The organism is Enterococcus sp. AAFC-DPL-5182 (assembly GCF_058216605.1).
Map to the genome: position 1 here is coordinate 620398 of NZ_CM177101.1, position 14888 is coordinate 635285.

7 protein-coding genes are annotated in these 14888 nt (G+C 34.4%); all 7 read left to right on the top strand.

The window, feature by feature from the left end; translation table 11 throughout:
* A complete protein-coding gene (locus tag AC4BB7_RS02840; RefSeq protein WP_490484354.1) occupies positions 1–5631 on the top strand; it encodes an amino acid adenylation domain-containing protein in 5631 nt (1876 codons plus the stop codon).
* 21 nt (positions 5632–5652) lie between these two features.
* Positions 5653–6345, top strand: coding sequence for a thioesterase II family protein (locus tag AC4BB7_RS02845; protein WP_490484355.1), 693 nt, complete (start codon positions 5653–5655; stop codon positions 6343–6345).
* A 1016-nt stretch (positions 6346–7361) separates the two neighbouring features.
* On the top strand, positions 7362–8453 hold the full coding sequence (locus tag AC4BB7_RS02850) for a tyrosine-type recombinase/integrase (protein ID WP_490484356.1): 1092 nt from the start codon (positions 7362–7364) through the stop codon (positions 8451–8453).
* 337 nt (positions 8454–8790) lie between these two features.
* A complete protein-coding gene (locus AC4BB7_RS02855; protein WP_490484357.1) occupies positions 8791–12078 on the top strand; it encodes a KxYKxGKxW signal peptide domain-containing protein in 3288 nt (1095 codons plus the stop codon).
* A 366-nt stretch (positions 12079–12444) separates the two neighbouring features.
* Positions 12445–13458, top strand: a complete 1014-nt coding sequence (gene lplA, locus AC4BB7_RS02860; protein WP_490484358.1) for a lipoate--protein ligase — start codon at positions 12445–12447, stop codon at positions 13456–13458.
* Between the two features lie 15 nt (positions 13459–13473).
* A complete protein-coding gene (locus AC4BB7_RS02865) occupies positions 13474–14205 on the top strand; it encodes a methionine ABC transporter ATP-binding protein (protein WP_490484359.1) in 732 nt (243 codons plus the stop codon).
* Positions 14202–14876 (top strand): methionine ABC transporter permease, encoded by a 675-nt coding sequence (locus tag AC4BB7_RS02870; protein WP_490485112.1) that lies wholly within the window; start codon positions 14202–14204, stop codon positions 14874–14876. Before AC4BB7_RS02865 ends, AC4BB7_RS02870 begins: the two co-directional genes overlap by 4 nt.
* Positions 14877–14888 lie beyond the last annotated feature (12 nt).

Genomic DNA, 14888 nt, shown 5'->3' on the forward strand with positions numbered 1-14888 from the left:
GTGAGTAAAAAATATTTAATGAGTTCTGCTCAAAAAAGAATTTACACGATTGAGCAAGTCCAAGGAGAAAGTATCACATATAATATTCCAATTGCTTTTCAATTATCACAACCGATAGAGTTAGAAAAATTAAACAGCTCTTTAAACAAACTAATTGAGCGACATCAGGTATTAAGAACTTATTTTGATATGATCGATGGTAAATTCGGACAAATCGTAGAAGAAGATTATAAATTTTCAATTGAAATGATTAGTGATTCTGCCAAACCGCTATCGGTGATCATAGATGAATTTGTTAGACCCTTTACTATTGATGCTTTGCCTTTGTTACGAGTGTGCTACTGCACACTTGTAACAGGCGAACGATATCTACTATTTGATGCCCATCATATTATTATGGATGGTGGCTCAATGGGGATTTTTTTAGAAGAATTGAGTTATTTATATGATGATAAGTCGTTGCCGCCTGTGAAGTTGCAATATAAAGATTATAGTGCATGGCATAGAAAAAAAGATAAGCAGTCCAGCAAACAATTTTGGCTTGATGAGTTTTCAGATGGCTTACCAGAATTTGAATTATTTTATGATTATCCACGCCCTAAAGAGAGAGAATATTGTGGTGATACGATTAGTACGTGTTTATCTGCCGAACAGATCAAACAGTTGAATCAATTGACTGAAAAAACGGGTGCAACAAATTACATGATTTTTATTGCGTGTTTTATGATCTTTTTATCAAAATATTCAGGCAGTGAAGATGTCGTGATCGGTACGACCATGTCGGGGCGGGATCATCCAGATATTCAAAATCTATTGGGGATGTTTGTTAATACAGTTCCGATCAATGATAAGATACAATCAAACGAAAATTTCCTTGTGTATTTAGATCGTATCAAGCATAAGCTAATGCGTATTTTTGATCATCAAGATTATCCATTAGATGAAATCATTGAGGATTTGAAGGCTCCGATTTGTGAAAATAAAAATCCTATTTTTGATATTCTTTTTAACTATCAAAGTAATGGACAATTGGATGTAACATTGGGAAATAGCCAATTAACTGAGGTTCCAAGAGAGTCTCATGTGGCAAAATTTGATCTGACGTTTAATTTAGGTATAGCAGAAAATCAAGTAGAGCTGGTTTGGGAATATGATGTTAATTTATTCAAAAAATCAACTGTTGAACGAATGCAGAAGCATTTTGTAACATTGATGCGGGCTATTTTAGCAGATGTAACTAAACCAATTCGAGAGTTTTCATGTTTGGAGCAAGAAGAAATTACAAAAATCATGACTCAATTTAATAGCTCAGAACCTGAATTACCCAAAGATGCGACGATCATCGATCATTTCAAAGAACAAGTGAAGAACTATCCGACGAGTATTGCTATTGCAGGACCAGACAAAACCTTGACTTATGCTGAATTAGATCATGAATCAACAAAAATTGCTTCTTTGATCCAATCTAAAAAAGCTGAATCAGAGATTGTTGCGATCCTTGCTGCAAGAGAAGTTCAAACCATTATAGCGTATTTAGGTATTTTAAAAGCAGGTTGTGCGTATCTGCCGTTAGATCCTAAAAGTCCGAAAAAGAGAAATAAAGAAATTGTAGAAAAAAGTCAGGCTGGGTTACTGATCGATTTTACTTCAGAACAATGTGATGATGATTTCTCAGTAGCTCAAGTAACATTAGCTGATTTAGAAAGACCTGATTTAATCGTTAGTTATCAGCCTGCCCAACTTTCAAAGCATTCATTAGCATATGTGATTTATACGTCTGGTACAACGGGGGAACCTAAAGGAACAATGATTGAGCATAAAAGTATTATTCGCTTAGTCAAAGAACCCAATTATGTCCAATTGTCTCAGCCAAGAATTTTGCAAACTGGTTCCCTAACTTTCGATGCAAGCACTTTTGAAATTTGGGGTGCGTTGTTAAATGGTGGAACATTACATTTATCAGAAATTGAAAATTTAGTTGATCCAGATAAATTAGAAGAAATAATTGAAATGAACCAGATCAATGTTATGTGGTTGACATCTTCTTTGTTTAATCAATTAGTTTCCTTAAATGAGCAAATTTTTTCATCCCTAAACTATCTATTGATCGGTGGTGAAAAGCTGTCAAATTATCATGTCTCTAAATTTAAACAAGCCAATCAGCAAACTCACTTGATCAATGGCTATGGTCCGACGGAGTGTACAACTTTTGCTTTGACTTATGAAATTTCTGAGCCATTCATGCAGACGATTCCGATCGGTAAGCCAATCAATTATACTACGGCGTTGATTTTTTCTGACGAGTCGCTTTGCGGGATCGGAATGCCAGGAGAATTATATTTGGGTGGCGAAGGGCTTGCCAGAGGTTATTTAGGGAAGGATGAATTAACAGATGAAAAATTTATAAAAAATCCATTTAACCCCAAAGAAAAATTATATAAAACTGGAGATCTAGTTCGGTGGGATGAAGCAGGTCAAGTTGAATTTTTAGGGCGAATCGACCAACAAGTAAAAATTCGTGGATTTAGAATTGAGCTTAAAGAAATTGAAGCACATCTGTTAGATATTTCTGAAATGAAAGAAGCAGCTGTGATTGTTGTTGAAAGCGAAACCTCAGCAGAAAAACAGCTTATTGCTTATGTGAGTACTACAAAGAATATTTCTGAAAAACAAATAAAAGAATCTTTAAGAGCGCAATTACCCGAGTATATGATCCCAAAAGCGATTATTCTCTTAGATTCGTTACCAACCACTAAAAATGGAAAATTAGCTGTTGACCAATTACCAGAGCATCAGCTCGATCTAAATAAAGAAGAAAAAGAACAACCAAAAACGCAAATACAAATGAATATTTTAGCGATTTTTAAAGAAATCCTTAATCAAGATGAGATTGGGATAAATGAAGATTTCTATGACTTAGGTGGAGATTCAATTAAAGCTATCCGAATTGTATCAAAACTGAAAGAACAGGGGTACTCACTTACAATCAATGACATTCTTCAGTACCGAACGATCAAAGAATTAAGCACGAATCTGAAACAAAACGAAAAGATGGCTCTTGATCAGAGTGATGTGACAGGAGCAGTTCTTTTTACACCGATCCAGCAAAAATTTATGGATGAACAGTTAGCGGAACCTAATCATTTTAATCAATCGATCATGCTTGAATTTGCGACAGAACAATTGAATGAAGGAAAAATGACACAAGCATTGCAAGAAATCATGATCCATCATGATATGTTACGGGCTATTTATAATGGAGGGCAGTCTGTTCAGCCGAGAGAAATGGTCTCTTCATTTACACTGAAGCGTTATAATTTTGAACAAGATAGTCGGACAATCGATTGGTTTGATCAAACAACTGAAATCTATCAATCAATGCAAAAATTAAGCAATGCTGCACAAGCAGACCTTTCTTTGGCAGATGGTAGAGTCTTTAAAGCAGTTATTTATCAGTTTAGAGATCGTAGTTTCTTATTGCTAATTGCCCATCATTTGGTTGTTGATACCATTTCTTGGAAAATCATCTTGGAGGATCTTGAAACAGCCTATACTGCACTCAAAGCTGAACAAAAAATAAAACTCCCATTAAAAACCATGTCTTATCAAAAATGGAGTCAAGAATTAGTTGACTACAGTAAGAGTGAGGAACTAGCTAATGAGCTATTATTTTGGCAAGAAACAGCGGCAATTGTTGAAAAAAGTCAGTTGAAAAATGATTTAGATGCTGAACGAACCAAACAAGTAACAATCTTATCCACTCAATTAGGTATGATAAAAACAACTGAGCTTTTAATGCAGAAAAATCGCTTTAGTCATTTCTACATCAATGAAATTTTGATTACCGCTCTAACTAGAGCAATAGCGAGAGTAACTGGAAATTCAGCGGTTTCTTTACTTATGGAAGGCCATGGTAGGGAACAACTAACGGATGATACTGAGATTGATCGAACAGTTGGATGGTTTACAGTCACCTATCCAGTTGCGTTTTCGTTGGGGAATAATAGTATTGAAGCTGATATTTTAGAAGTAAACCGTTCATTGAAAGCAATTCCTAAAAATGGTATTGGTTATGGGCTTGCTAAAACAGTTTTACCTGAAATTTCTAAGGCTGAACCAATGGTTACATTCAATTATTCAGGAGAGTTTAATGAGTCACAGCAAGGAGATCACTTATTCAAGGTGAGTCCTGCGCCGCAAGGAAATGAAGTTAGTCCTAATAATCAATTTGGAACGCCGATTGCAGTTAATTTAGTGATCGTAGACAAAAATTTGAATAGTAATATCGTCTATGACAATCGTCTTTTTTCAAAGGAATTTATTCAAAATGTAAATGAGCGATTTTTAAAAGAAATAGATGAAATTTTAGATTTTTTACAGAATGAACCGCAATCTGTCACAGATGAAGGGGACTTATTTGTTCCAATTAATTGGGAAGGTTCACCAGTTAAGCAAGTGATTCAGCCTTCAGCTATGCAAAGAATGTTTTTGGATACGTTAGATGCTACGATGGTTTATGCAGCATTTGAGCTACCTACATCAGATTCTGAACGAATCATTGAAGCAGTAAAACAAGTTGTGTATGAGCAGCCTTTACTGCGTACGAGTTATGGATGGCAGGGAGAAAAATTCAGGTTGTATGAACATCCTTTTGAGGAGTCGTTTACAATTCCTTTTATTGATTTAAGTGATAGACCAGAGGAAGATAAGGTTATCTTCCAAAAGGGAATAAAAGATAACATGGTATCAGCACTTAAAAATGAAACAACAAATGCCCTATATCATATGCTGCTTACCCAAATAAATGAAGAAACAACGATTTTACATCTACTGATTTCTCATACTATTTGGGATAAGTATAGTGATACAGTATTTTACGATCGAATAAAAGAATACATTATGAATCCTGTCAAAAATCCTAAACCTAACATTGGCTATCTTTTACCTAAACCTATCCTTGACGAGGAATCAGAGCTGAAAAAACTGGAAGCACATCTGTTGATGTTTAAGCAAAATAAAGAGCATATTCATGTTGAACAAAAAAGAAAGCAAGAGTTTTCTATTTGCTTGTCTACATTAAGTTTAGGGGAAAAGACGAAAAAATATTATGGGAAAAATCATTGGGCACTTATTATGTATTTAGCTCAAATTATTATTCGTAAAAACCATGAGATCGATTATCCTAAAACAATTCCTGTTTATGTTGTGCAAGAAAATAGAAAATACTTACCAGCAGATTTTGCACAAGCGATTGGTCCGTATATTGACTTATGGCCAGTTTTACTTAATCAGTCAGTCGACAATATAGAAGAACAGATGGGCTATTTGCAGCAGTTAAAACTAGATACTCAGATTAGCCTGATCGATGAATTGAGTAAAATGGATAGTGACTATACAAATAAAGAGATATATTCAATCAATAACCAAACTGTTTTTGAATTCACAAGTGAAACCTTGGAAACCGCTAAAAAACAAGTAGAGATAATGGAAAACGTTGATGGGTTTGAGATCGTTATCAACAAATATTTAGATCAACTAGTTCTAATTTACCCAGAAAATATAAACCAGAAAAAACAACTGGATACTCTACTACAAAGTGCTTGCGACCAGCTAGAACTGGAATTACGTTAGAATGGAAATAGGAGAAAAAAGATGATTCAATTAGTTATGCTTCCTTATGCCGGGAGTATCGTAAATCCTTATAAAGAATGGTTAGAGTTGAATGATGAGCAATTTGAAATTATTCAAATCGAATATGATGGTCGGGGGCGGAGAAGTTTTGCAGATAGACCGCAATCTTGGCGGATGTTGATTGACAAAACCTTAAAACAAGTATTAGAATGTGTGGATTTTACCAAAGAGTATATTTTATTTGGCCATAGCATGGGAGCCAGAGTTGCAATGGATATTTATAAGAAGCTTGAAAAGATGACGATCAGACAACCCAAACTGTTGATATTTTCTGGAAGTGAGACTTTTCGTTCAAAGACTTATGAATCGATTTTATCTGCACCAACTAAAAAATTTAATCAATTTTTCTTTAAGTTAGGTGGAATTCCCAAGGAAGTCATTGAAGAAGTTGAGCTGTTAGAGCTAGTGACAGATTATTTGAGGGAAGATTTAGCATTATTAAATCAGTTCAGCATTAGCCCCAAAAAAACAAGAGTAAGTTGTCCAGTACTTATTTTTAATGGAACACAAGAGAAAAAGAGCGAGCTAAAAGAGTGGATGGATCTTATAGGCTCTAATTGCGAACAGATCGTTTTTCAAGGAGATCATTTCTTTATTAGAAATAATGTTCAAGAAATTCTTTCTGCTATTAAGAAAAAAGTGAATGAAAGCTAGCTTATTGACGATGCTTTGTTGAATAGTGCTGTGAAAGAAAAAAACTAATATAAAAGAATAAAAAAAAGAAAAAAGAAAGCACCCCTGAAAAGATAAACAGGGGTGCTTTTTTCTATAAAAAAACATTTATTTTTTCTAACTTTGCTTAGAGTAGATGATAGTTCGTGATAAAAAAACAGGGTAATAAAAAAGAGGATGGGAATTTAACTGTAAAAAAAAACTATTTATAGAATTATTTTTTTTTAGAAGGAAAGAAAAGATTAAAAAAAAAAATTAGATTGGAAACTTCAGCCTTGGTATTGTAACATTGTAATTAATAACGCGTGTCATTTTTACCTTCTATACTGTGACAGATAGATCTGTTTTATTTAGAGAATTATGAATGCGCAACCAAAAAAATGAAAGAGTATTAAAAGGTGATTGAAAATGAAAAAAATTAGGTGAGACTTAAGAAATGTTGGTTGTAAGATAGTAAAAAAGGGAAGTTATAAAGTTAGTACCATGAGTTATGGGGAGTTAGTAATGAAAACGTAAAAATGCATTGGAGAGAAGGATAAAAATGTTGGAAATCGACTTAACTGAGTTGATTTTGAGGAAAAAAATTTAATGATATTTTTTCTTGTTCTTTGTAGGAACAAGAAATGAGAAAATGAAATTTTGATGAATAAAAAATGTTGGTTTTATAAACAGTCTTATTCACTCAACACCTAGTATTGTACTATTTAAGTAGGCTGAATGTCAATAGGTATTGGTGTAATTGGTTTTATAAAAAAAAGCCTTAATCTCTTATGTTATTAAAAAACGTTCATAATGATATTTTCTTGCGGATATAAAAACGTTTTGCAAAAGAAATATAGTACTAATTTGATATTTTATGAATGAATAATTCTCCCCTGAAAATTGGGAATGCGTATATTTAGTTGAATAAAATACTGAGAATACAACGATTCGGTACTTTAATTTCAACGCCGTCAAATACGCCGTCACAAATCAAAAAATGAGAGAGGGATTTTATCATGGCAAAAAGAGGAGAAAACATATATAAGAGAAAAGATGGTCGCTGGGAAGGCCGTTATATAAAGGAACGAAAAATGGATGGGAAAATTCGTTATGGTTACATTTATTCTAGAAAGTATTTGGAAGTAAAACATAAATTAATGATGCTAAAAGCTGATTCACTTAGAGATCCTGAGTTTCAATCAACCTATACTGGAACACTGACTGAGTGGTTTGAAGTTTGGCTTGATACAATCGTCAAAAAAAGAGTTAAGCTAAGTACTTATAATAGTTATAAAAGTAAAGTTCAATTGCATATTTTGCCGAGGATTGGTGCTATTCGATTAACTGAATTATTACCGACAGATATCGATCAATGGATTTTGCAGTTAAGTCTGTCACTATCGCCAAGCTCAGTGCATGCTGTTCATCGCGTTTTGAAAAATGGTTTAGCTCAAGCGGTTCGTCAAAATTTATTGAAAAAGAATCCAGCGCTAAATATCGATTTACCCAAGTTGGAAAAACAAAAAGTACGAGCTTTTTCTGTAGCACAACAAAAAAAAATTAAAGAAGCTGCCATTGCAGATGAAAAATACTTACCGATTATTCTAGCGTTAGAAACTGGAATGCGCATCGGTGAGATCAGTGCCTTACAATGGGGTGACATAGATTTTACTGAAAAAACAATTCATATTCAAAGAACACTCCAACGATTGCAAGTGGACAGTGGTAAAACGGCTTTGATTGAAGGAACACCAAAAACGTTTCAATCTGAGAGAACCTTGCCATTGTCAAACCAACTTGAAGCCTATCTAATTGAAATCAAGCAATCTTCTAAAAGTTCATATGTTGTTGGAATTGCCGATTCTTGTACTGAACCACGAACGATTACGTATCGATTTAAAAACCTTTTGGAGCAGCTGCAAATAACACAGTTACCTTTTCATGCATTGCGGCATACCTTTGCAACTCGTTGCTTAGAGTTGGGGGTGAACATTGCTACAATAAGTTCAATGTTAGGTCATACCTCAACTAAGATGACGTTGGATGTCTACACAAATTCATTTATGAAAGATGAAAGACAAGCAATTGAAAAAATTTCTACTATTTAATTGCTTATTCTAAAAAAAACAAATTAATGATCCAGTTAAAACCATTTGATAAGCTCATATGGTTTTTTTATTATGTTTTTTTAGCATTAACACTGGATTTCAGCCGTCAAGAAAGCCGTCAAGGTAAAAATAGGACGCATGTAATCAATAACAAAAAAGCCATTTCTTGTTCCTACAAAAAAGAAGAAATGGGAAGCTAATCGGATACGCCTTAATCTAATATGCTATGTACTTTATTATATGGGTTTTTTTGGTCGTGTCCATTATTTTACTTTGCGTGAGTACTAATTCAAATTGGTATTTAACAAAAAAATTATTATTATGGAGGTAATGGTTCATGAAGAGCAACAAAAATTTCAGAAAAGACGATTTGAGTCCTGAAAGCAACACGAAGAAAATTTACAAGATGTATAAGAGAAAGAAACAGTGGGTAGTAGCCCCTGTAGTATTTGGATTATTACTGCATGCGTTTAGTCCGGTTGCTGCTTTAGCGGTCACAGATACTGAGCAAGCAAACGCAGAAACAGCGCAAATGAGAGTAGTAGATGATGAAGAATTACAGAAGCTGATTAATCAAGCAGTTACAAATATCGAAGCCCTAAAATCATTGTCACCAGAAGCTAAAGCTGTACATCTTGCCAATGTTAGAAAGGCTACTAATGAAGTTGAAGTCAATACAGCTACGGTAGATGCATATAAGGCCGATGTTGTTGCTGAAATTGATTTATTACAAGCTAGTTATGATAATCAAATCGAAGCTTTAAACTCTTTACCAGAAACTGGTGAAAGCACTAAAGCAGCATATAAAGGCAAAATCGCTACAGCACTTGCTAAAACTGGATTAATAAATAAATTTAATGCAGAATTGGCTAACGAATCAAAAAATTATGGTGTAGCTAAAGAGGTTTTTGCTGCTGATTTAGCAGAGAATCAAAAAGCAGCAGAAGAAGTTTTAAAAGCGGCAACAGAAGCCAATACAGCATTTGCGAATCTTCCGAAATATCAAACTCAGCAAAAAGAAGTTATTAAAGGAATGACCTATTTTTCTGATTTAGAAAAAGAGCTCCATTATACTGCAATTGATAATGCTGAAACTAAAGAAGAGGTAGACCTAGCGGTTGAGGCAGCAAAAACTGCTTACCAAGGTGTTCTAACAAAACTAATTAATGCTAAAGTAAATGCGTTAAGTAGCAAATTACAAGAAGCAGACTTATCGGCTACCTTAGATGATGCATTCAGCGATCGTCTTGAAAAAATCGCAAATAAAACGCCAAAAGCAGAACAAGATTTAGTAGATTTAACAAATCTAGAAGCAGATATAGATCAGGCAATTGCAAACAAAGAAACGGCTGATTTAAATGAGAAAAAAGCAAATATGAAAAATCAAATTGCTTCAGAAGCAGGCGATGTAGTCAAAGCAGAAGACGTTAAACGATTCCAAGGTAAAGTTGATGCAGCAAAAACAACTGAAGCACTTGATGCTGTTATGCAGGAATGGAATGAATTTTATGAAGTAGAATCTCTTAAGCAAAAGAATTTAGCAGCAGCACAAGCTGAGGCGCAAACATTACTTGATGCTTTAGAATTAGAAGATAAAATTGCTTTATCTACGTATAAAGCAAATGTTGGCTTATCAAAAACCGCAGAAGCCGTTGCAGAAATTGTTGCACAAGCTCAAGCTGCTAGAAAGTTAGAAATCAAAGCTTTAGAAGTAGCCAAAGAGACAGCAATCAAAGAAATTCAAGCATTATCTAATTTAAAAGCTGATGAGAAAGAACCGCACATTACAGCTGTAAAAGCTGCAACTACAAAAAGTGAAGTAAATACCAAATTAGAACTTGCTAAAGATGCTGATAAAGCAGCTCAATTGTCAAAAGCAAAACTTGATGCAAAAAAACAAATTGATTCATTGGAAGCTCTTAATGAAACTGAAAGAACAACTCATAAAGCAAAACTTGATGTTGATACAGTTGATACTTTAGAAAAAGTAGCAGATATCTTAGCTAAAGCTGTTTATGCAAATGATATTAAAGCAATTGAGACAGCCGAATTAGATGAAGCAAAAGAAATTGCTAAAAATATTTTGAATAAATTAGAAGATTTAACAGTAACACAAGCTAAAGCTGCGCTAAAAAGTATTACAGATGCAAAAAATAACGAAGAGATTAAAACTGCTTTAGAAACAGCAGAAGCGTTAAATGCTACGAATAAAGCGACCAAAGACAAAGCCAATGAGCTAGCGGAAGCAAAAATTGCTGCAAACAAGCAAATTGATGAATTAAAATATCTTTCAAAGAGTGTCAAAGATGGATATAAAGCTGAAATTAATGCCAAAACTACAATAGATGATATTACTGATGTAGTAAATCGTGCTATGGCTGCAGATACTAATCTTGCGAATAAACAAGAGCAGCTTTTGACGGATAAAAAGGCTCTTGCAGGATTTATTAATGGAGCATCTGAATTAACTGATGCTGAAAAGAAAAAATTCTCATCAGAAGTAGTTGATTGTTCGACTACAGAGGAAGTGGCGACTCTTAAAGGAAAAGTAGAGCAATTAATCACAGATCGTCAAGTTGCGGCGGCAGATTTAAATGCTGCTAAAACTACTATTAATAATGCGATTAACGGTTTGATAGGCTTAACACCTGCCCAAAAAGTTGCTTATACAAATAAAGTAAATAGCTTATCAGAAAAAGCAGATATGGTAGCAGTTTACGAAGAAGCCAAAGCAGAAGCCATCAAGCAATATGATAAAGAACTTACCAATGAAATTGATTCATTGATTGATTCTGGTTCATACGTAGAAGCGCAAAAAATGATCAATCAATTAAAATCAGACACGACACGTAAACAATATCAAACTAAACTAAATAACGGTATTGCTCTATCTGAAGCAAAAGCCGCTGCAAACAAACAAATCGATGCATTAGAAAACTTAACTGCTGAAGAAAAAGTTGCAGCTAAAGACAAGATTTCTAAATTAACAACTAAAGCAGCTGTTGAAAAAGAAGTTGAAGCGTTAGTAAAAGCAGACAACCTTGTTCACGACAAACCATTGATTGAATTAGCAGAAGCTCAAATCAAAGCCAAAGATTTTGATAAAGCAGCGGAAACAATCAAGAAAATTCGTGATGCTGATACAAAAGCTAAATTACAAAAACAATTAGAGGACGCTCAAAAAGTAGCGCCAAATATTAGAGGAACAGGTCATGTTAGTAATATAGGCTGGCAAAAAACTGTTGATACCAATGAAATCATTGGGACGACAGGTAGAAAATTAGCTCTTGAAGCTGTTAAATTGAATCTAGAAGATGTAGACATGCCTGAATCAGCTAAGAAAATCGAAGGCGGTATCGAGTACCGTGCTCACGTTCGTAATATTGGTTGGCAAGGATACAAAGCTAATGGAGAATTAGCTGGTACAACTGGTAAAGCTTTACGAATGGAAGCTATCCAAATTCGATTGACTGGTGAGTTAGCGAAGAGATATGATGTTCAATATCGTGCTCACTCTAAAAACAAAGGCTGGGGCGCGTATGTTTCAAATGGTGCAACAGCAGGAACAACTGGTAAGGCATTACGTATGGAAGCTGTTCAAATTCGCCTAGTCGAAAAAAAATAGTGGGAAACTAATCTCGTTTATTACTCTGAGATGTTTACCTAACACTTAAATAGCTTGAAATGGAAAAACGGCACAATGAATCAGAGATACTTCTGGTTGTTGTGTCGTTTTTCTATTTATACATATCGTTAGAATATAGGGATCATCACTGTTGTGTACTAAAATCTGTGTTAAGTTAAAATTTCTGTTATATAAAATATGATTTTTTCTTATAATATAAAGCTTTTTTGAGCAAATATATGTAATATTATAATTAAGAATGATAGACTAAATCTATTGTTGGAATTATCAGAAATTTATATTGAAAGCATTTTCATATGGTGCTGAAATGCCTATAAGCTTAGACAATAAGAAAAGAGGAATAAAATGTATTATGTTATTATGCCCTCTAACGATATCCGTCGGAATTTAGCGACAGAGCAATACTTGTTGAATCAGCGGACATTCGACGAACCACTGGTATTGTTTTATATTCAAAAACCATGTGTTATCGTCGGACGCAATCAGAATGTACGTGCAGAGGTCGATTTGAATTATGCTAAGGAACACCAAATCACTATTACCAGAAGGTTATCTGGTGGTGGTGCAGTGTATGATGATTTAGGTAATTTAAGTTTTAGTTTTGTTGTTGATGCAACCCATGAGTCATTTGGGAATTTTAAGGCATTTACACAGCCAATTATTGATGCTTTACATGAAATGGGTGCGCTCGGGGCAGAAATTAGTGGTCGAAATGATTTACTGATCGATGGGAAAAAATTCTCTGGAAATGCTATGTATACGAAAAATAAAAAGATGTATTCCCATGGAACATTGATGTTGGATGTTGATTTAGACGAAGTTAGTCGAGTGCTTACCGTTTCTGAAAAAAAGTTAGCATCAAAAGGGACGAAGTCTGTTAGAAGCCGAGTGACCAATTTAAAACCTTACTTAGCTAAAGAATATCAAGGGATTTCCACTGAAGATTTTCGAGACCGCATATTATTGCATTTATTTAAAGCTAAGACAATGGACGCAATTCAGACACGAAAATATCATCTAACCCAAGAAGATGAACGAGCGATTGATCAATTGGTAGCAGAGATATATGGAAATGAGACTTGGGTATTTGGTGAGGAACCTAAGTATACGATCAAAAGAGAAGAAAAATTCCAAGGTGGACTCATAGAAGCAAATATTTCTGTAGAAAAGGGAAGAATTTCAGCTATCACAATTTACGGTGATTACTTCAGTCAAAAAGATACAAAAGAAATAGCAGAGTTATTGATTGGCTGTAAATATGAGCAAGCAGCAATTAAGCAAGTATTAGCTGATGTCATAGTAGGAGATTATTTTACTAATGTTTCTAAAGCCGAATTTGTTCAGTTGCTGGTAGATTGAGTTGGAGGAAATAAAATGATTACGTTTGACCAAGTTTCAAAGTTTTATAATCATAATGGATCAGTTGTCACAGCATTAGATAATGTTGAGTTTAAAATCCAAGAACATGAAATATTTGGTGTGATTGGTGAAAGTGGATCTGGTAAATCTACATTACTAAGAATGATCAACACCTTAGAAAAACCGAGTCAAGGCGTTATTAAAGTCTTTGATGCGGATTTGATGCAGTTAAATGAGAAACAAAAACGGCAAAGTCGTAAGCAAATTGGGATGATTTTTCAACAATTTAACTTGCTATACAACCAAACTGTCAACGAAAATATTGGGCTTCCTTTACGATTGAATAAAGCATATGACCAAAAACGTATTCAAGAAGTTTTGGAGTTTGTACGTTTGTCTGATAAAGGCAAATATTATCCAAGCCAGCTTAGTGGTGGTGAAAAACAGCGTGTAGGAATTGCCAGGGCGTTGATTACACAGCCCAAAATTTTACTCTGCGATGAACCAACTTCTGCTCTAGATGGCCAAAATGCTTATGATATTTTAGAGTTATTGCGAAGAATCAATCAAACGTTTGGAACGACAATGGTTATCGTCAGCCATGAATTGAATTTGATCAAACAATTATGCGATCGAACAGCGATTCTAGAAAATGGAAAAGTATTGGATATATTAGCCATTCAAAGAAGTCAACAATCAACGCAGTTTGGATCTTATTATGAAAGAGTACGGGAGAGTTTGGGATAATGGCAGCGTATATAAGTAAAATTAGTTATTACCTTCCAGAATTAAGTAAGGCTTTATCAGAAAGCGGCATAATGATTTTGATTTCAATCATTGCATCTGTGGCATTAGGGTTACCACTTGGAACATTTGTTTATTTAACAAAGAAGATACCAACTCAGTCGAATCAGTGGCTGGGCATGTTAGCAAATGGCTACATTAATATTGTGCGTTCATTTCCATTTCTATTACTCGTGGTTGCTATGATCCCATTTACTCGATTCGTATTAGGGACTGCTTTTGGGACATATGCTGCTTCTTTGCCTTTAAGTTTTGTAGCGGTTGCTATATATGCCCGGCTTGTGGAACAGGTGTTGTTAGAAATACCAAATGACATTTTAGAGTTGGCTCAATCTTTAGGTAGTACTAAGTTTCAGTTGATCACCCGTTTTCTTTATATTGAAGCACGCTCGGGTCTAGTGTTGTCATTGACGTCAGTTATAATCAGTATGGTTTCTTATTCAACGGTTATGGGTGTAGTTGGTGGCGGTGGGATAGGTGATTTTGCATTAAGGTATGGTTATCAACGTTATGAATATGCCATAATGTACACAGCAATCGTTGTTATGATCCTATTCGTAAGTTTTATTCAAATAAGTGGTAGTTGGGTATCTAAAAAGATAAATAAAAAATAGTAGTTAGGAGCA

Excerpts from the sequence above, each read along its gene's own strand:
- AC4BB7_RS02865 (WP_490484359.1), top strand. The coding sequence starts at position 13,474 with ATGATTACGTTTGACCAAGTTTCAAAGTTTTATAATCATAATGGATCA.
- AC4BB7_RS02850 (WP_490484356.1), top strand. The coding sequence starts at position 7,362 with ATGGCAAAAAGAGGAGAAAACATATATAAGAGAAAAGATGGTCGCTGG.
- lplA (WP_490484358.1), top strand. The coding sequence starts at position 12,445 with ATGTATTATGTTATTATGCCCTCTAACGATATCCGTCGGAATTTAGCG.
- AC4BB7_RS02855 (WP_490484357.1), top strand. The coding sequence starts at position 8,791 with ATGAAGAGCAACAAAAATTTCAGAAAAGACGATTTGAGTCCTGAAAGC.
- AC4BB7_RS02845 (WP_490484355.1), top strand. The coding sequence starts at position 5,653 with ATGATTCAATTAGTTATGCTTCCTTATGCCGGGAGTATCGTAAATCCT.